This is a genomic window from Chitinophaga chungangae (assembly GCF_017742215.1).
In the GTDB taxonomy this organism is placed as follows: domain Bacteria; phylum Bacteroidota; class Bacteroidia; order Chitinophagales; family Chitinophagaceae; genus Chitinophaga; species Chitinophaga chungangae.
The window spans coordinates 473,400-490,916 of sequence record NZ_JAGHKP010000002.1; the positions used below are offsets into that span (position 1 = coordinate 473,400).

General features: G+C 53.3%; 16 protein-coding genes and 1 riboswitch. Of the genes, 12 read left to right on the forward strand and 4 right to left on the reverse strand.

Annotation, left to right across the window (positions count from 1 at the left end; genetic code table 11):
• Positions 1–25: 25 nt before the first annotated feature.
• The 3 genes from J7I43_RS10000 (at position 26) to J7I43_RS10010 (ending at position 2,103) form a co-directional block, all read left to right on the forward strand.
• Positions 26–634 carry a hypothetical protein gene (locus tag J7I43_RS10000; protein ID WP_209145530.1) on the forward strand — a complete coding sequence of 203 codons (609 nt, stop codon included), beginning with the start codon at positions 26–28 and terminating at the stop codon, positions 632–634.
• Between the two features lie 118 nt (positions 635–752).
• Positions 753–1,460 (forward strand): aquaporin Z, encoded by a 708-nt coding sequence (aqpZ, locus tag J7I43_RS10005; RefSeq protein ID WP_209145531.1) that lies wholly within the window; start codon positions 753–755, stop codon positions 1,458–1,460.
• Between the two features lie 70 nt (positions 1,461–1,530).
• Positions 1,531–2,103 carry a cupin domain-containing protein gene (locus J7I43_RS10010; protein ID WP_209145532.1) on the forward strand — a complete coding sequence of 191 codons (573 nt, stop codon included), beginning with the start codon at positions 1,531–1,533 and terminating at the stop codon, positions 2,101–2,103.
• A gap of 143 nt (positions 2,104–2,246) precedes the next feature.
• On the opposite strand, the gene metE is transcribed toward J7I43_RS10010, so the two are convergent.
• On the reverse strand, positions 2,247–4,553 hold the full coding sequence (gene metE, locus J7I43_RS10015; protein WP_236023351.1) for a 5-methyltetrahydropteroyltriglutamate--homocysteine S-methyltransferase: 2,307 nt from the start codon (positions 4,551–4,553) through the stop codon (positions 2,247–2,249).
• A 151-nt stretch (positions 4,554–4,704) separates the two neighbouring features.
• Positions 4,705–4,902, reverse strand: a riboswitch (cobalamin riboswitch).
• Positions 4,903–5,209: 307 nt separating this feature from the next.
• On the opposite strand from metE, the gene J7I43_RS10020 reads away from it, so the two are divergent.
• From J7I43_RS10020 to J7I43_RS10040, 5 genes are all read left to right on the forward strand, one after another.
• On the forward strand, positions 5,210–5,578 hold the full coding sequence (locus tag J7I43_RS10020) for a response regulator transcription factor (RefSeq protein WP_209145534.1): 369 nt from the start codon (positions 5,210–5,212) through the stop codon (positions 5,576–5,578).
• A gap of 73 nt (positions 5,579–5,651) precedes the next feature.
• Positions 5,652–5,867 (forward strand): hypothetical protein, encoded by a 216-nt coding sequence (locus tag J7I43_RS10025; RefSeq protein ID WP_209145535.1) that lies wholly within the window; start codon positions 5,652–5,654, stop codon positions 5,865–5,867.
• 43 nt (positions 5,868–5,910) lie between these two features.
• Positions 5,911–7,170 carry a Y-family DNA polymerase gene (locus J7I43_RS10030; protein ID WP_209145536.1) on the forward strand — a complete coding sequence of 420 codons (1,260 nt, stop codon included), beginning with the start codon at positions 5,911–5,913 and terminating at the stop codon, positions 7,168–7,170.
• Positions 7,171–7,288: 118 nt separating this feature from the next.
• Entirely contained in the window at positions 7,289–7,771 is a 483-nt protein-coding gene (locus J7I43_RS10035; protein WP_209145537.1) for a hypothetical protein, read from the forward strand.
• Positions 7,772–7,776: 5 nt separating this feature from the next.
• A complete protein-coding gene (locus J7I43_RS10040) occupies positions 7,777–8,526 on the forward strand; it encodes an SOS response-associated peptidase (protein ID WP_209145538.1) in 750 nt (249 codons plus the stop codon).
• A gap of 19 nt (positions 8,527–8,545) precedes the next feature.
• Here J7I43_RS10040 and J7I43_RS10045 read toward each other — a convergent pair whose 3' ends face one another.
• Positions 8,546–10,603, reverse strand: coding sequence for an ATP-binding protein (locus J7I43_RS10045; RefSeq protein WP_209145539.1), 2,058 nt, complete (start codon positions 10,601–10,603; stop codon positions 8,546–8,548).
• 534 nt (positions 10,604–11,137) lie between these two features.
• Between J7I43_RS10045 and J7I43_RS10050 the strand changes: the two genes are divergently transcribed.
• The 4 genes from J7I43_RS10050 to J7I43_RS10065 all read left to right on the forward strand — a co-directional run bounded on the left by J7I43_RS10050 (position 11,138) and on the right by J7I43_RS10065 (position 15,484).
• Entirely contained in the window at positions 11,138–12,535 is a 1,398-nt protein-coding gene (locus tag J7I43_RS10050; RefSeq protein WP_209145540.1) for a cytochrome ubiquinol oxidase subunit I, read from the forward strand.
• 15 nt (positions 12,536–12,550) lie between these two features.
• On the forward strand, positions 12,551–13,585 hold the full coding sequence (cydB, locus tag J7I43_RS10055; RefSeq protein ID WP_209145541.1) for a cytochrome d ubiquinol oxidase subunit II: 1,035 nt from the start codon (positions 12,551–12,553) through the stop codon (positions 13,583–13,585).
• 281 nt (positions 13,586–13,866) lie between these two features.
• Complete coding sequence (locus J7I43_RS10060; protein ID WP_209145542.1) at positions 13,867–14,826, forward strand: helix-turn-helix transcriptional regulator; 960 nt, start codon at positions 13,867–13,869, stop codon at positions 14,824–14,826.
• Positions 14,827–14,875: 49 nt separating this feature from the next.
• Entirely contained in the window at positions 14,876–15,484 is a 609-nt protein-coding gene (locus J7I43_RS10065; protein WP_209145543.1) for a GyrI-like domain-containing protein, read from the forward strand.
• 32 nt (positions 15,485–15,516) lie between these two features.
• Here the strand turns inward: J7I43_RS10065 and rnc are convergent, their stop codons facing one another.
• Positions 15,517–16,245 (reverse strand): ribonuclease III, encoded by a 729-nt coding sequence (gene rnc, locus J7I43_RS10070; protein WP_209145544.1) that lies wholly within the window; start codon positions 16,243–16,245, stop codon positions 15,517–15,519.
• A gap of 4 nt (positions 16,246–16,249) precedes the next feature.
• Positions 16,250–17,503 (reverse strand): beta-ketoacyl-ACP synthase II, encoded by a 1,254-nt coding sequence (fabF, locus tag J7I43_RS10075; RefSeq protein ID WP_209145545.1) that lies wholly within the window; start codon positions 17,501–17,503, stop codon positions 16,250–16,252.
• Positions 17,504–17,517 lie beyond the last annotated feature (14 nt).

Sequence of the window (17,517 nt, forward strand, 5' to 3'; positions counted from 1 at the left end):
AACTTTGCCGCCACAATCCAACACCATGCAACACTTTATGCTGCGGCTCCTGGCAGCCGCCATCATGCTCACCGCCGCTTCCTGCTCCAAAGAAGGCCCCAAAGGAGATAAAGGCGACCCTGGCCCGCAGGGCCAGCAGGGGCCGCAAGGCACGCCCGGCGGCAACGGCTCCGCCAACGCCTGGAGTTATATCTACTCCAACCAGACCATGAGCGGCGTATCGCACCGTGAAATCGACCCCTTCACCGGTAATTTTATTTTTACGTCATCGCGCAATCTCACGCCCGACCGTTATGCCGCCATCGCGCCGAACGGGCTGGTACTGGTGTATATCCGCAAGGCAGGCGCTGCCAACGACTGGAAACTCTCCCAGCTCCCGCAGCTCCGCAGCGAACAGGACGGCAACCAGTCTTACCTGCTTTTCGACGCCCGCACCGCGCCCGACCGCGTGCAGATCGTCGGTATTCTCGACACCCCGGTAGACGACCGCACCTGGCTCATGAACGATGTGTTCGACGTAAAGATCATTCTCGTAGAACCTTTATCCACGGCCAATTACAGGACCACCTACCAACTACCCGCAGACATTCGCGACGTTGCCGCGGTTGAAAAATATCTCAACATCAGATACTGATCATTCTTCCATTTTACCCCATCAGCACGAAGGCCGGTTTACCCGGCCTTTTTCTATTTTTTCCCGGGAAACAACAATAACGGCTTCCCGGTTGTTTATAGCAAAAAAACTGAACCTTATGGAAGTGAAATCATCCACCAAGTATTTTGCAGAGCTCGTCGGAACCTTTGCTCTCGTGTTATTCGGCTGCGGCGCCGCGGTTGTATCCGGCGTTTCGCTCACCGGGCCGGCCGGTATCGGCATTCTCGGTATCGCGTTTGCATTCGGGCTGGCGGTACTGGTCATGTGTTATGCCATCGGCGGCATATCGGGCTGCCACATCAATCCCGCTATTACCATCGCCATGTTGGTAGCCGGCAAGATCAACGGCAAGGATGCGGTTGGTTACATCATTGCGCAGCTCATCGGCGCGGTGATTGGCGCGGCCGTGCTGTATTGCATACAAAATGGCCTGAACGGCTGGATACCCGGTGAATGGGCTTTAGGCTCCAACGGGTGGGGCGAAGGTTACGGCGCGGGATACAATATGACTTCCGCGTTCATCGCCGAAGCGGTGCTTACTTTTCTTTTCCTTTTCGTGATCTTCGGCAGCACCGGTAAATGGGGCAACGGCGCCATGGCCGGCATGGCCATCGGGTTAACGCTTACGCTCATTCACATGGTAGCGATCCCAATCACCGGCACATCTGTAAATCCCGCGCGCAGCTTCGGCCCCGCTATTTTTGCCGGCGGCAAGGCCATGGCGCAGCTCTGGCTTTTCGTGGTAGCGCCTGTCGTGGGCGGCATTGCGGCGGCGCTCGTATGGCGCGCGGTAGAGAAAAAATAGGTATCACTGCCTATAAAAATGAGCATTATCCCCTCTTTTAACGGAACCGGGCCTGCACGACCTTTACGGTATGATCAGGCCCGGTTCTGTTTTCTACAATCCTCACAACAGGGAACAAATCACTTTCCTTCACACGCATGCCAGCAGCAACGGCGCATACCTGCGCATCGCGGCGGTAGTGGGCGCCGGCGGGGAACAGGCGGGCGGCGCGCTCCGGCATTTTCATCCCCTGCAGGAAGAAAAATTCATCGTGCATTCGGGTTTGCTGTGCATGTACGTTAAAGGCGGGAAAAAGATCTTCAAAGCCGGCGACACCGTGGTGATACCAGCCGGCGTGCCGCACCGGTGGCGGAATTGCAGCTACACCGAGCCTTTGCATTTTACGTACGAAATTGCGCCGGCCATGCAATGGGAAATGGTGATAGAAACATTGTGGGCGCTGGCGCAGAAAGGCGCCGTTCGGGAAAATGGCAGCGCCTCATTTTTGCAGCTTGCCGTTACGCTCGATCATTTCAGGGAGCATTTTTATTTCGCGGGTCTGCCCGTGCCGCTGCAGCGCGTAATATTCAGGCTCGGCGCCGTAATCGGCAGAAAGCTGGGACTGAAGCCACATCATAAATATCGTGGCGTGGACGGGCTATAATGCCTGATGGCGCTGGGGGAGATTTCTTCCTAAGTGCAATGAGCTTTCGGGGAAAAAACAGTCATAGGTTTAACAGTTATATACCTCCGGGGTAGGTTATTTCAGAAAAAAAGCCGCACAGTTCCCTGTGCGGCTTCCCTGTTTTATGCGGGCACGTTCAAAACGATCTTTTCCCTCGCAGCCCTGGCGGCGAGCACCATGTTCTCCAGCGCGGCGCGCGTTTCCGGCCATTTGCGGGTTTTGAGGCCGCAATCCGGGTTTACCCAAAGGTTTCGCAGCGGCAGCAGCTCCGCTGCCTTTTCCAGCAACCGCACCATCTCTTCCACACCCGGCACGCGCGGCGAGTGAATGTCGTACACGCCCGGCCCGATCTCGTTGGGATATTTAAAATCCGCAAACGCTTCCAGCAGCTCCATTTGCGAGCGCGACGTTTCTATCGTGATCACATCGGCGTCCATCGCGGCAATGTGCGCGATAATATCGTTGAACTCGCTGTAGCACATATGCGTATGCACCTGCGTATCGTCTCTCACGCCGGAAGCCGCTACCCTGAAGGATCTTACGGCCCATTGCAGGTATGCGTCCCGGTCTGCTTTCCGCAGCGGCAGCCCTTCGCGGATAGCCGGTTCATCTATCTGGATGATGCCGATGCCCGCGTTTTCCAGCGCCACCGCTTCATCGCGTATCGCCAGCGCTATCTGGTCCGTGGTAAGGGAACGCGGCTGGTCGTTGCGCACAAAAGACCATTGCAAAATAGTAACCGGCCCGGTAAGCATCGCTTTCATGGGCCGCTTCGTACACGATTGCGCGAACTTCGTCCAGCGGAGCGTCATGTCCGCGGGGCGGCTCACGTCGCCGTAGATCACGGGCGGTTTTACGCAGCGGCTGCCGTAGCTCTGCACCCAGCCGTTTTTGGTGAACGCAAAACCTTCGAGCATTTCCCCGAAATATTCCACCATGTCGTTTCGCTCGAATTCGCCGTGCACGAGCACGTCCAGCCCAAGTTCCTCCTGCAGCCGGATCGTTTTTTCGGTAGCCTGTTCCAGCGCGGATTCATATTGTTCGTTGGTGACCTGGCCTTTGCGCCATTGCGCGCGCAGTTGCCGGATGTCGTCCGTTTGGGGGAACGAGCCGATGGTGGTGGTGGGGAACAGCGGCAGGTTAAAACGCGCTGACTGTAGTTGCTGCCGGTGCGGGAATGCGCTTTCCCGTTGCGCGTCTTTTTCCGTAATGCCCGCTGTACGGGCTTTTACGGCCGGCTTATGAATCCGGTCAGACGCCGCTCGTGCCGCAATGGCCTGGCGGTTCAGTTCAAGCGGGCTGTTGTTGCCCTGGAAAATTTCGTTGAGCGCGTTCACTTCTTCGAGTTTCTGTTTGGCAAAAGCCATCCAGGATCTCATTTCGTCATCCAGCTCCGTTTCGAGGCTGAGATCGGCGGGCGTGTGCAGCAGCGAGCACGACGGCGCGATCATCACCCGGTCTTCTCCCAATACTTCTACCGCTTTTCGTATGTACTTCAGCGATAGTTCGTAGTCATTTTTCCAAATGTTCCTTCCATCCACCACTCCCAACGACAAAGAGGTTTTCGGCGGCAGCAGGGGCAGCAGTTCGTCCAGCTGCAGCGGCGCGCGCACCAGGTCGATATGCAGGCAACAAACTGGCAGATTGGCAGCCAGCGCGGCATTGTCCTGCAGCCCTTCAAAATAGATGGCCAGCATCAACTTGAGGCCTTTGCATCGTTTGGCGATCTCCGCATAGGCGTGGCGATACGCTTCTTTTTCCGCTTCGCTGAGGTCCATGGCCAGGAAAGGCTCGTCCAGCTGCACCCAAACAGCGCCCTGTTCCTGCAATTTTTGCAGCGCGCTGATGTATACGGGCAGCAAATTTTTCAGCAGCTCGATACGACGAAAGCCGGTTTCTTTTTCCTTGCCAAGCAGCAAATAAGAGACGGGGCCGATCAACACCGGCTTGGGAGTGACGCCGAGCGTGTGTTTGGCGGCGTCAAAGGCGTTGAACACCTTGTTGCTCAGCAGGCGGAACTGCTGGTCTTTTTTAAACTCTGGAACGATGTAGTGGTAATTGGTGTCAAACCACTTTGTCATTTCCATGGCGGTAATGTCCAGCCCCCGCTGCTGGTAACCGCGCGCCATGGCGAAATACAGATCGATCTCGGCATTTTCCGCCACGTCTGTTACCACGGGCGCATACCGGTCGGGCACGGCGCCGAAGAGCAGGGTGGCGTCGAGCACCTGGTCGTAAAAACTGAAATCGTTGCAGGGGATAAGGTCCATGCCGGCGGCCTGTTGCAATTGCCAGTGTTCTTCCTGCAGCCGTTTGGCGGTCACGAATAGCTCACTGCGGCCAATGCGGCCCTGCCAGTAGCTTTCACAGGCTTTTTTAAGCTGTCTTTGGGCTCCCATGCGCGGGTAGCCGAGGTTGTGTTTAAGCATACGCATCAAACTTTTTGGTTAAAACATTAATGTGCATTAATGCTCCTTACAGTTTCCGGTACGCTTTCAGGAATTGTGTAGAAGATAAGGAATGAAGAGGCACGACGGGACATGCCCATCCGTTCCCGACTACTGCTTCAAATCGCGAAAGCATTTGTCTTCACAGCGGGCAAGTATCCTGGCTTGTAACATTACTACCGTCCTTCTCACCCCGTTCAGGTCGGGGGCAATGGACATTACCGGCAATAATTCAGGTACGTTACTTACAGTTGCGCGACAGCCCGTGATTTGCACACGGTTCCTTATTAAAGGCGGTTTTCACCGCCTGCCACGCTGTGGAAAGAATGAATAAAAGTAAAGAACTCGGCAACAAAGATAGGAAGGTGAGCGTTCAATTCCTACTGACACAAACGCATGAACGTTAATGCCCATTAACCAAAACCGATTTTGGCACAGTATGTGCAAATGTCATTTTATACCGTTTAACCGTATACGCCCTGCACCTGTGGCCTGGCCATGAAAGCAACAGTATACCTGTATACACGTCTCGAATTAATCAATAATCCATTTAGCAGCATAAGAAAAAGCCGGAAAACCGGCCTGGGAGAATTATGTCAAAATAAGATATGCTGCTTGGATGAACCATGTTTTTGTATATGAAAAGGATATTGGTAATCGTGGATGATCTACTGATGATTCATGTGATAGAACTGCTTTTACATAAGGAGGGACACGACGCGGACCTTGCCTATAACGGAAAAGAAGCCGCTCTTTTGCTCAGTGTGCGCGAGTACGATCTCGTGATCGCAGACCTGAAGCTCCCCTTTCCGCATTTGCAGGAAATGACCGCCATGTTGCAATCCCGGCAGCAACTGCGCCCGTTCCCCGTGCTCGCCATTATTCCCGCGGCTTTCCTGACCGGCACCGTCAGCAGCTGGTTCGGCATCGAAGCGGATGAAACTGTTGTCCGGCCTTTCTGCCCATTCGAGTTAACCGACACGATCAACCGCCTTTTGGGGCGTTGACCGCTGGCAGGCCCGGTTTTCCGGGCCTGCGTTTTTTACCGCAAAACCGCTCCGGAATCCCGATATTAGCAACATGGAACCTTTTTCCGTTACCCTTGGCGACCAGGTTTACGAGATCACCCCCTATGTAAAGGGTTATTCCGTTTCCTTTCATATCGACCTCCCCGCCAGCCGCATTTCTTTTGAGCTCGACGAGGAAGATAACCTCCGCGCCGTTACCAGCGGCGAACCTGTTGCCCCCTCCCTGATCGGACAGCTCGCCGATGCGATTGTACGGCACTTTGCCTGAAATGCCAATATTTTTAGCTAAATTTGCTAATAATACTAGCATTATGATAGCCCTGGTGGATTGTAATAATTTTTACGTCAGCTGCGAAAGGCTTTTTAACCTCGACGTGCTCACCCGCCCCGTGGTGGTGCTCGGTAACAACGACGGCTGTGTGGTGGCGCGGTCCGAAGAGGCCAAAGCACTTGGCATCGCGATGGGCGAGCCTGCTTTTAAGGTCAGGGAGCTGCTGGAAAAACACCACGGCGCCATGTTTTCCTCCAATTATACGCTATATGGAAGCCTCAGCGACCGGGTCATGCGCATCCTGTCCAGGTATACGCCCAACATGGAAGTGTACAGCATAGACGAAGCTTTTCTCGACCTTTCCGGCATGAAAGACCTGGCGGGCATTGCTGCGCGCATTCGCAAAAATATTTTCGACGAACTGGGCCTGCCCGTGTCGGTAGGCGTAGCGCCCACCAAAACGCTGGCCAAAATGGCGAACCGTTATGCCAAAAAACATCACCGGCAATCCGGTGTTTGGGTGCTGGACAACGAGGAAAAGACCCGGGACGTGATGGCCATTACCCCAGTGGAAGACATCTGGGGCATCGGCACGCAATATGCGGCAAAGCTGCGCAAAAACGGGTTCAATACCGCGCTGGAATTGTCCAAAGCGCCGGACGACTGGATCAGGAAAGAATTTACCGTGGTGGGCCTTCGGCTGGTGCATGAATTGCGCGGCGTTCGGTGCATTGTTTTGCAGGAAGAAGAAGCCAGGAAAAAAGGTTTCTGCGTCGCCCGTTCCTTCGGGCAGCTGCTGACGGAAAAAGACGATATCCGTCAAGTGCTGGCCGGTTACACGTCGATCTGCGCCCGGAAGCTGCGACAGCAGCAGAGTTGCACCGCCGCTATCCAGGTTTTCCTTTCCACGGATCATTTCAGGAGCCAGGACAAACAATACCATAAATCCGTCACGCTGCACCTTCCCGTGCCGGGCAATAGCACACCGGCGCTGCTGGGGCCGGCAATGGACGGGCTGGACAGGATCTTCCGGCCGGGATATAATTATAAAAGGGTCGGTATCCTTACTTTCGATCTCGTGCCTGAAAATTCCGTACAGCAGCATCTTTTTTCCGAAACCGACAGCGCACGCGAATCAAAGCTGATGAAAGCGCTCGACAGCATTCAGCGTCACTATCGCGGCAATCAGCCCGTGAAATTCGCGGTGCAGGGCCAAAGCACAAAAGGAAGCCTGAAGCAGGGAAAATTATCGAAACGTTTTACGACGCGGTTGCTGGAAATACTGCGGATTAAAATATAGATGCACAGCCCGATTGATGATTGTATGTATGTGCCGGAAAAAGAAACGTCGATGAATGCGGCGCCGCGAACCGAACCGTACACAAAAGGAAGTTGAAACAGAAATCAAATGTCAAACAATGCACAACCCGCTCTACATATTGGATATCAAAATCCTGGACGCGCTCATTCTGGCGGGGTATTCGTATTTCGTGCGCCAGTCGTACCCGCGCGGCATGCAGCGGGACATAAAAGAATCCTTCGTGATCACGCATTACCGGTCTGCAGCCGAAGCCCGTACGCATTATGAAACGATACTGACAGACCAGCGCAGGTATATTTATGACATTCGTAATCCGGCCGGCAAAGAAAAACTGTATCATGCCGCTACGCAGCCCGGCGGGTATCGCGTTTATATCGCTTTGCTGAAAGACCAGGAATGGAAGCCCGGGCCTATGTTCAAAGCGGAGATCAAACGTTTTATGCGGCTGCACTGCAGGCTGCCTGAAGGTCGTGAGAAAGGTACCGTGGTGCTTCACATGCAGTTTGGAGAACTTTTGCTTACATTGCCATTTCTTAAAGACGGATCACCGGTTCCCCTTTCCCAAATAGAAAAAATATAACGAACATGTGTTACGACCTTGCCTTTGCCAGCACCATCGAATCAGTATATCAATACCTGCCCGACCTGAAAGACATGGGCCCGTTCGATTTCCACTTCGAGCCCACTTTTCATAAAGTAGGGCAAGCCTATCCCAAATGGCCGGTGGTGGTAAATACCAACGGCGCGGTCAAACTCATGAAGTTCGAATGGGGCGTGATTGCCAATTACATGAAAACGCCGGAAGAGATCAAAAAAGGCCGCAAATGGATGGTGAACGCACGCTCCGAAAAGGTGCTGGATACAAAAGCGTACTGGAGCCGCATCCGCCGAACGCGTTGCCTCGTGCCCGCCACGGGGTTTTTCGAGCACCGCGAAATTCCCGGCTGGAAAAACAAGGTGCCGTATTACATACATCTCAAAAACCGGGAAATATTTTTTATCGCCGGGCTGTATACCTATTCACATCTTCCCAACCCAGAAACCGGCGAGCTGCCCGGCACTTTCACCCTGCTCACCCGCGATGCCAACGACTTGATGAGCCGCATCCACAACGGCGGCGACAATGCCGGCCGCATGCCGCTGATCCTGCCCGTGGAATATGAAAAAGAATGGCTCAACCCCACGCTGTCCGACGAAGGCATCCAGCGCATCCTCAATTATTCTCTCCCGTCTGACGAAATGGAATACTGGACGGTCAATTCCGTACGCAAAGCAAAACCCGACGATGAAGGAGTGATCGAAAAAGTGGAGTACGCCGGGCTGCCGGCGTTGTAATTACGTATAACCGGCTACGTTATGACGCCCTGATGATCCGCAGCGGGTAAGGCGTTTCTTTGCTGAGATATTTGTCCATCACGGAATACAACCGGTCGAACTCTACGGGTTTGATCAGGTATTCGTTCACGCCCGCGTCCAGCGCTTCTTTCTGCTGTTCACGGAATGCGTCCGCCGAAATCGCGATCACGGGAATGGGCCGCAGTTCGGGATCTTCGCGGAGGATGCGGATCACTTCGTTGCCAGTGAGTTTCGGCATATGCATGTCCATAATGATCAGATCGGGATGATGTTCGCGCGCCATGCGCAAGCCTTCTTCGCCATTGCCCGCCACCAGCAGATGAATGCCGAGATGCGAGAAAAACCGCTCCATGATCATCTGGTTGATCTCGCTGTCTTCCATCAGCAGCACGGTTCTGTCTGAAGGGAAAGACGCGTATTCCTTGCGGTCGTCTGGCTGTTCTTCTGCCGGCGCTGTTTCTGTTTTTGCTTTTGTTTCCAGCGGCAGCGTAACGGTAAATGCCGCGCCCTGCCCCGGTTCGCTCCACACTTCAATGGTACCGCCCATCAGTTCTGTGATGCGGCGTGAAATGGTGAGCCCCAGGCCTGTGCCGCCGAATTGCTGGTGAATGGATTCATCGGCCTGTTCGTAGGGCTGGAAGATGAGTTTCTGTTTTTCTTTCGGGATGCCCACGCCTTCGTCTGCCACGCGGATGCACCAGTGCGCCGTTTCCTGCTGGTAAATATTGAGCGTTACTTTTTTGCCGGCCGGCGTGAATTTGAGCGCGTTGCCCAAAAGGTTGTTCAGAATTTGTGTGAGGTGCAGCTTGTCGCCCACCACTTCGCCCGGCAGTTTGTGATCTACCTGCAGCTGCAGCGCCACGCCTTTTACTTTAGATGCGTCCTGGTAAATGTTCACCACGCTGCGCACCCATTCGCGCAACGCAAACGGTTCGGGATGCAGTTCATCGGTTTTGCCGGCTTCGATGCGCGCCAGCTCCAGCACGTTGTTGATGATCTCGAGCAGGTTGCGGCTGCTATTGTGGATATTGTCGATCAGGTGAACGATGGTACGGGGGATCTTGTTGCGGTTGGCCTGTTCGTTGAGCAGCAGGAAACTGATGCCGATGATCGCGTTGAGCGGGTTGCGTATTTCGTGGCTGATCTCGCGGAGGAAGGCGGATTTTGCGGAATTGGCGTGCTGCGCTTCGTCGCGGGCGCGCATCAGGTCTTGTTTGAGCGATTCCAGCTCGGCCACGTAACCTTTTAACTGCTGGTCCTGGTCGCGCAGCTGTGCGTTGTTGTCCTTCAGGCTCAACAGCATGGATTCCAGCGCCATATTGCTTTTGCGAAGCTGCATGGTGCGGTTGCGCACTTCTGTTTCGAGCTTGGCGTTGTAATCTTCCAGTTTCGTATAGGCGACGGCCAGTTCGGCTTCCGTGCTCATTACCAGCGCGTTTTTCTTTTTCAGCGAATCGTTCCTTTTATTGAGCCGCTTCACCAGCCCGCTGATATTGATCTGGTAAAAACTGATCACGATACCGTTCAACAGCAATACGATGGACATGATCAGCCAGCGGAACATGAAGGTCATGTCGCGGCTCATTTCCATCGGTTCTATCACCATAAAATAATAATTTGTTTCCAGCAGCACAAGACAGGTGAGAATGAGCACCAGGCACATGAACTTCAGTTCTTTTTCCTGGGGAGAGCAAATGAGCAGCGGCACGCCGATAAGAAAAAGACCGAGGAAATGCACCTGCGTGCTTTCGCCGAAGGTGACGCCGTAATACAGCATCACCATGCAGAACACGAACATGAGGCCGAACTTGGCGGCGGAGTATCTTTTCCTGCGGTTGAGCAGTAAAATGGTAAGGAAGCCGCACACGAATCCCATCGCGGTATAAAGGATCGTATAGTCGCCGGAGAGAGCCGCGAGGGTCACGCCGCAGAAAGTGCATAACAGGGCGGTCAGGAAGCTGAACGAATTAACGACCATGATCTTTCTGCCATCGCCGTCTTTCATGTCCGCTGAAAGACCTGTTTTTTTGATAATGTTAAACCATTGGCTGATCATTTCACGCAATAATTGCCTGACAGAAGGTACGCATTTTTTCACAGTTGATCAACAATCCTTCCCAGGCGGTTTGATTGGTATTATACTGATTTTCAATAAACTAAAATATTTTATAATTCCCGGGCAGCTCACCTGGCAACAACCGGTTAACAAAATAGCTCCCGGAATTTTTGCTGTAAACCGATCTTGCCGGCTCCGGCTGAAATTAATAACATGGAACCGGAATAATTGTTAATGGGTAGTTAATAAAAACGGGCCCGGGGAGAGCCCCAGACCCGATAAATACGCTCCATATTTGGCGCATAGAAGGCATTACCACTTGTAAGTCACCTCCCATGCAGGCCAAAGGTAAAATGCGGCCTATGCCGGAAGTGTTAAAAACTTGTTATTGAAAAAATGTGCGGTCTTTCCCCGCAAAACTTTCCGCGTACGGGGTTTGTTTCTTAAATTGATGAAGGTCAGTTCCCGGTTATGACAGCCATCAGGACATGACACCGGCGGGCGGGCTAATTTTGCGTTTATAAACTCCAGTATATGCCCTCCGTAGAAATACTTTCCCGCATACAGTTCGCCTTCACCATCGCCTTTCACTATATCTATCCCCCGCTCAGCATTGGCCTCGGCGTATGCCTCGTGATCATGGAAGGCATGTACCTGCGCACGGGCAACAAGATGTACGAAGACATCACCCGTTTCTGGATCAAGATCTTCGCCCTCATTTTCGGTATCGGCGTGGCAACGGGCATCGTGATGGAATTTGAGTTCGGCACCAATTGGGCCACCTATTCCCGCTACGTTGGCGATGTGTTCGGCAGCGCGCTTGCCGCGGAAGGTATTTTCGCATTCGCGCTGGAATCGGGTTTTCTCGGCATTCTTATTTTCGGCTGGAACCGCGTAAGCAAAGGCGTTCATTTCTTTTCGACCGTCATGGTGGCCCTGGGCTCCATCTTCTCCGCCATCTGGATCGTAGTGGCCAACAGCTGGCAGCAAACGCCCACCGGCTACGTTATCGAAGGCGAAGGGCTGGAAGCGCGCGCCGTGATCACGGATTTCTGGGAAATGGTGTTTAATCCCTCTTCGGTAGACCGTTTGTCGCATGTATTGATCGGCGCTTTCCTCGCCGGTTCTTTCCTGGTGATGAGCGTGGCCGCCTGGTACATTCTTAAGAACAGGTTCGTGACCGCCGCCAAAGCGATGTTCCGGGTAGGACTGGCCGTAGCGGCTGTGAGTGCACTGCTGCAGCTTTTCACGGGGCACCGCTCCGCGGAATACGTGAGCGAATACCAACCCGCCAAACTCGCGGCCATGGAAGGCCACTTCGACAGCTCGGCCGTGGCGGACATGTACATCGTGGGCTGGGTAGACAAACAAACTGGTAAAACAGCGGGCATCCGCATCCCGGGCGGGCTTTCGTTTCTTACCCACGGCAGTTTCAACGCGCCCGTTACCGGGCTGAACGCTTTCCCGGAAAACGAGCGGCCCGGGGCGGTCAACTTCGTATTCCAAACCTACCACCTGATGGTGGCCATCGGCGTTACCCTCATCGGGCTTACGCTGCTGGCGCTGTTCCTGCTGTGGAAGAAAAAACTGTTCGACCAGCGTTGGCTCATGAGCATTTTCGTGTGGGCGGTGTTGTTGCCCCAGATTGCCAACCAGGTAGGCTGGTATGCGGCGGAAGTGGGTCGTCAGCCCTGGGTGGTGTACGGCTTGCTGCGCACGTCCGACGCGCTTAGTAAAGACGTGAAGGCCAACCAGGTAGTGTTTTCGCTGGTGCTGTTCACCCTGGTGTACACGCTTCTTTTTGTCCTGTTCCTTTATTTGCTGAACAAAAAGATCCAGCACGGGCCGGCGCTTACGCTGAACGAAGAAGAAGAAAGCGACGAATTTTCAAAACGTAATATCAAACAGCTGCAGGCGCCTGAACAGTCCTGATAAAACACACAAACAATGGAAACAATTCTCGGATTAGACCTTCCTACTTTATGGTTCCTCGTGATCGGCGGGCTGATCACCGGCTACGGCGTGCTCGACGGGTTCGACCTTGGCGCGGGAAGCCTTCACCTCTTCTTCAACAAGGAAGAAAGCCGGCGTATCGCGCTCAACGCCATCGGGCCGGTGTGGGACGGCAACGAAGTATGGCTCGTGATCGCGGGAGGCGCGCTGTTCGCGGGTTTCCCACTGGTATATGGCACCATCCTGTCCACCTTCTACATTCCTTTTATGCTGTTTCTCGTGGCGCTCATCTTCCGCGCCATTTCGATAGAATTCCGGAGCAAAGAGCCGATGGCCTGGTGGCGCAAACTGTGGGACGTGAGCTACATGGCTTCCAGCACCCTTATCACCCTGCTGCTCGGGCTGGTGCTGGGCAATCTCATTCACGGCATACCCATCAATGAAAAACACGAGTTCACAGGCGATCTCTTCACTTTTTTCAACCCCTATTCCATCCTTATCTCCTTCACCACCCTTTCGCTGTTCATGCTGCATGGCGCGATTTATCTTGTGATGAAGACCGAAAACCGTTTGTATGCGAAGCTCACCGTGCTGGTGAACAACTGCAGCAAGTTTTTCATCCTTTGTTTTATTCTCTCCAGCATGTCTACCCTTATTTACATCCCGCACATGACGGACGAGTTCAAACGAAACCCCTGGCTGTTTGCCCTGCCGCTGCTGGCGGTGCTTACGGTATTGAATATCAAAAGGAACATCGACGGGCGCAAATATTTCACGGCCTTCATCTTTTCAAGCTGCATCACGGCCATCCTCCTCATCCTGTTCGCCATCGGGCTGTACCCGAACATCGTCATTTCCACGACGGACCCGGCTTACAGCATCAGCATCTATAAAGCCGCATCCTCCGCCAAATCGTTGAAGATCATGCTGTTGATGGCTGCTATCGGTACGCCGCTCGTGCTTTCCTATACCATATTCGTATTTTGGACGTTCAGGGGAAAAGTGAAGCTGAATGAAATGAGTTATTAGGTTAACTGATTGATAAAGAGGCAAAAAAGAAGCCCCGGCAAGGAATTGCCAGGGCTTTACCATTTAACCTAACTATATGCTGTAACAGCAACTAGTATTGTAAAAATATCTTTAGTTGTGTCTTTCGAATAGTTAGACGTCCTTATTTTCTAAAACATGTGCGTTGAAACACGTTTTTTTCGGAGGTCATATTATTTGACCATTTAAACGGCAAATGGTTTAAATACGTCAAAAAGATTTCCGGGGTTTCCCTTGAAAAGGGGAAAATGTAAATTTACCGTATGAACCGCATCGACCGTTTAACCGCCATACTTGTACAGCTCCAGGGGAAAAAGATCGTCAAGGCCCAGGAAATAGCCGACCGTTACAACCTGAGCCTCCGTACCGTGTACCGCGACGTAAAAGCCCTCATGGAAGCCGGGGTGCCCATCGGTTCCGAAGCCGGTACGGGGTACTATATCGTTGACGGGTACCATCTTCCCCCCGTTATGTTCAACCGCAGCGAAGCCGCCGCCCTGCTTACCGGTGAAAAACTGATGGAAAAACACAGCGACCGCTCCAATCAACAGCAGTTCAGCAACGCCATGCAAAAGATCAGGGCGGTGCTGCGCGGCAGCGACAAGGATTTCCTCGAATCGCTGGACGATAACATAGCCGTGTTGCGTAGCCCGCGCGTGTCTACAGACGAACAGTTCCCCAACCGTTTCCTGACGGATATCCAGGACGGCGTTGCGCGGCAGCGCGTGTTGTCTATGGAATATTATTCCTTCCACAGCGACTCCGTGAGCCGCCGCGAGATCGAGCCCATCGGCATTTTCCATATGAACAGCAGCTGGCATCTCATCGGGTATTGCAGGCTGAGGAACGATTACCGCGATTTCAGGGCGGACCGTATCAAAAACCTTCATCTTACCGACCAAAGTTTCGATAAAAGCAAACGGATGAGCCTGCAGGAATACATTGCGCAGGAGTTCCGGGCGGAGACAGACAAACCTTCGCTGGTGAAGATCCGTTTTTCGCACGATACCGTTCGTTACATCCGCGAGCAGAAATATTATTACGGCGTGGTGCTGGAAAAAAACGAGCCGGAGCACGTGGAAATGCATTTTATGAACAACCATCTCCACTATTTCGCGCGCTGGCTGCTGATGCTGGGCACGGGCGCCACCATCGTGGAGCCGCTGGAGCTGAAAGAAATGGTGCGTGAGCAGATCGTTGCGCTGGACCGGCATCACTCCTGACATAAGGCTGTCACTCCCCATGGTTTTCTTTGCATAAACTTCACGGCTTATGCAAAAAACTGACCTTTCCAAAGAACAGAAACAATACTACCGCGCCAAAACCTCCCCTGAACTGGTGGCCATTGCCGCGGCGAACTTCATTACCGTAGAAGGCTCCGGCGATCCGGACAGCAGCGGGTTCCACGCGAAAACCAAAGCGTTGTACGCCACGGCTTACAACATCAAAAAGATCAACAAGCTGCAGAACCAGGATTTTAGGGTCGCTCCGCTGGAAGGTTTCTGGTGGACGGAAGCGGGCGAGCCCGTGGGAGAGCGGCCCCGCGACGAATGGCATTGGAAGCTGCAGATCCAGCTGCCGGCCTTTGTAGTAAAGAACGATTTCAAACAGGCAGCCGCGTTAGCCGGCAATAAAAATCTCCGGTATCTCGGCGAACTGCAGTGGGAAACGCAGTCCCCTTCGCTGGCCGTGCAGGTCCTTCATACCGGCTCGTACAAAGACGAAACGGCCTCCGTCAAAAAACTCCGCGATTACATCGAACAACATCATCTCGAAATAACCGGCGCGCATCATGAGATCTATCTCAGCGACCCGAATAAGACGGCGCCGGAAAAGCTGAACACTATTTTACGGCTGGAAGTGAAGTCCGCAAAGATCTGAAACATTCGCGGCGGCATGTGGCATTGCTGAGATTATTTATCATCACCACCGATACCGAGCAGTTCGATGGCCTGGGAGGCGGCGATCTGGCTGGCGTCTTTTTTATTGAAGGCTTTGCCGGTGCAGATCAGTTCGCCGTTGAGCATGGCGCCTACGGTGAAAATGCGGCGGCCGTTGTCCATTTGTTCTTCGATCAGTTCAAACTCCAGCGTTTTGCCGTTTTTGTTGGCCCAGCCGTAGAGTTTGTTTTTGTGGTTCATTTCCACAGTTTCGAGGGCTTCGAGGTCGATGTACGGAACGAGGATGCGTTTGTGGACGAACTGTTTGGTTTTGTTGTACCCGCGGTCCAGGTACACGGCGCCCACGAGCGCTTCGAGGGTATTGCCGAAGATCTGGCTGATCTTGAGGAAGGAGTTGTATTTGTCGTAGATGGTGAGCTTTCGCAGGCCCATTTTGATGGCGATATCGTTGAGCTGCTGTCGGTTCACGATCTTCGAGCGCATTTCGGTGAGATAACCTTCCGTTTTGTAGGGGTATTTTTTGAAGAGATAGTCGCCGATAATAGCTCCCAGGATAGCATCACCGAGGTATTCCAGTCGCTCGTTGCTTTCGAGGAATTTCTCTTTGCTGGAGCGGTGGCTGAGGGCTACCTCGTACAAGGACAGGTTACCCGGGTGGAACCCGAGTAAATTATAGAGGTCTTTGTACAGGCGCTTTTTCCCGTAGATGATCTTATGTAAGAAACCTGGAAGTATTTTCACACAGTCAAGGAACAAATGTTTTGAAAATAACAGAGGCATTGTGCCCGCCGAACCCGAAGGTATTGCTGAGGGCTGCCCTTACTTGTCTTTTTTGTGCTACGTTAAAGGTAAAGTTCAACCTGGCGTCCAGCTGGGGATCGTCTGTGAAGTGGTTGATGGTGGGGGGCACAAGGCCTTCCAAAATGCTTTTGATAATGGTAATGCTCTCCACAGCACCGGCCGCTCCGAGCAGATGCCCGGTCATGGATTTGGTGGAGCTGATATTCAGTTGATAGGCAGCTTCACCGAATACTTGCTGGATGGCCTTCACCTCCGCGATGTCGCCAAGGGGGGTGGAGGTTCCGTGAACGTTGATATAGTCTATGTCTTCCGGTTGGAGGTTGGCATCTTTCAGGGCTGCTTTCATTACGTTCAGCGCGCCCAGCCCCTCGGGGTGGGGTGCGGTGATGTGATGTGCGTCTGCTGTAGCGCCGCCTCCGGCAAGCTCGACATAGATTTTTGCGCCGCGGGCCATGGCATGTTCATAACTTTCCAGCACCAGGGCGCCGGCGCCCTCTCCCATTACGAACCCGTCGCGGTCCAGGTCGAACGGCCTGGATGCGGTTTTTGGATCGTCGTTGCGTTCGCTCAATGCTTTCATGGCATTAAACCCGCCCACACAAGGTTCGTTGATGATATTTTCCGACCCGCCGGTAATGATCATGTCCGCCTTACCGTAGCGGATCGTGTACATGGCTTCAAGAATGGCGTTGGTTGCGGAGGCGCAGGCCGATACAACCGAAAAGTTAGGGCCTCTGAAACCATGCCGCATGGATATATGCCCTGCGGCTATATCCAGGATAAGACGGGTGATCAGGAAAGGGCTGAAGCGGGGCGTACCGTCTCCCGCATGAAATTCCTTTAACTCGTTCGTGAAGTTGATCATCCCACCAACACCGGTCCCCCAGATCACGCCTACCCTGTCCACATCCACGGAATTCCGGTCAACTTTGGCGTCTGCCACTGCCTGGTCGGCCGCAATTACCGCTGTTTGGGTGAAAGGGTCCATTTTGCGCGCGTCTTTCTTGTCCATATACTGGGCAGGATCGAAATCTTTCAGTTCGCAGGCAAAACGGGTCTTGAACTTGGAGGCATCAAACTGCTTGATAAAATCAGCGCCGGATACACCGTTCGCCAATCCCTGCCAGAAGGCATCAACGGAATTGCCGAGCGGTGTCAGCGCGCCTAAACCTGTAACGACTACTCGTCTTGGTTGCATTAAAACAGTTCTGA

Excerpts from the sequence above, each read along its gene's own strand:
- cydB (WP_209145541.1), top strand. The coding sequence starts at position 12,551 with ATGGAAACAATTCTCGGATTAGACCTTCCTACTTTATGGTTCCTCGTG.
- J7I43_RS10020 (WP_209145534.1), top strand. The coding sequence starts at position 5,210 with ATGAAAAGGATATTGGTAATCGTGGATGATCTACTGATGATTCATGTG.
- J7I43_RS10000 (WP_209145530.1), top strand. The coding sequence starts at position 26 with ATGCAACACTTTATGCTGCGGCTCCTGGCAGCCGCCATCATGCTCACC.
- aqpZ (WP_209145531.1), top strand. The coding sequence starts at position 753 with ATGGAAGTGAAATCATCCACCAAGTATTTTGCAGAGCTCGTCGGAACC.
- J7I43_RS10065 (WP_209145543.1), top strand. The coding sequence starts at position 14,876 with ATGCAAAAAACTGACCTTTCCAAAGAACAGAAACAATACTACCGCGCC.
- J7I43_RS10060 (WP_209145542.1), top strand. The coding sequence starts at position 13,867 with ATGAACCGCATCGACCGTTTAACCGCCATACTTGTACAGCTCCAGGGG.
- J7I43_RS10035 (WP_209145537.1), top strand. The coding sequence starts at position 7,289 with ATGCACAACCCGCTCTACATATTGGATATCAAAATCCTGGACGCGCTC.
- J7I43_RS10025 (WP_209145535.1), top strand. The coding sequence starts at position 5,652 with ATGGAACCTTTTTCCGTTACCCTTGGCGACCAGGTTTACGAGATCACC.
- metE (WP_236023351.1), bottom strand. The coding sequence starts at position 4,553 with ATGCTTAAACACAACCTCGGCTACCCGCGCATGGGAGCCCAAAGACAG.
- J7I43_RS10045 (WP_209145539.1), bottom strand. The coding sequence starts at position 10,603 with ATGATCAGCCAATGGTTTAACATTATCAAAAAAACAGGTCTTTCAGCG.
- J7I43_RS10050 (WP_209145540.1), top strand. The coding sequence starts at position 11,138 with ATGCCCTCCGTAGAAATACTTTCCCGCATACAGTTCGCCTTCACCATC.
- J7I43_RS10030 (WP_209145536.1), top strand. The coding sequence starts at position 5,911 with ATGATAGCCCTGGTGGATTGTAATAATTTTTACGTCAGCTGCGAAAGG.
- fabF (WP_209145545.1), bottom strand. The coding sequence starts at position 17,503 with ATGCAACCAAGACGAGTAGTCGTTACAGGTTTAGGCGCGCTGACACCG.
- J7I43_RS10010 (WP_209145532.1), top strand. The coding sequence starts at position 1,531 with ATGATCAGGCCCGGTTCTGTTTTCTACAATCCTCACAACAGGGAACAA.
- J7I43_RS10040 (WP_209145538.1), top strand. The coding sequence starts at position 7,777 with ATGTGTTACGACCTTGCCTTTGCCAGCACCATCGAATCAGTATATCAA.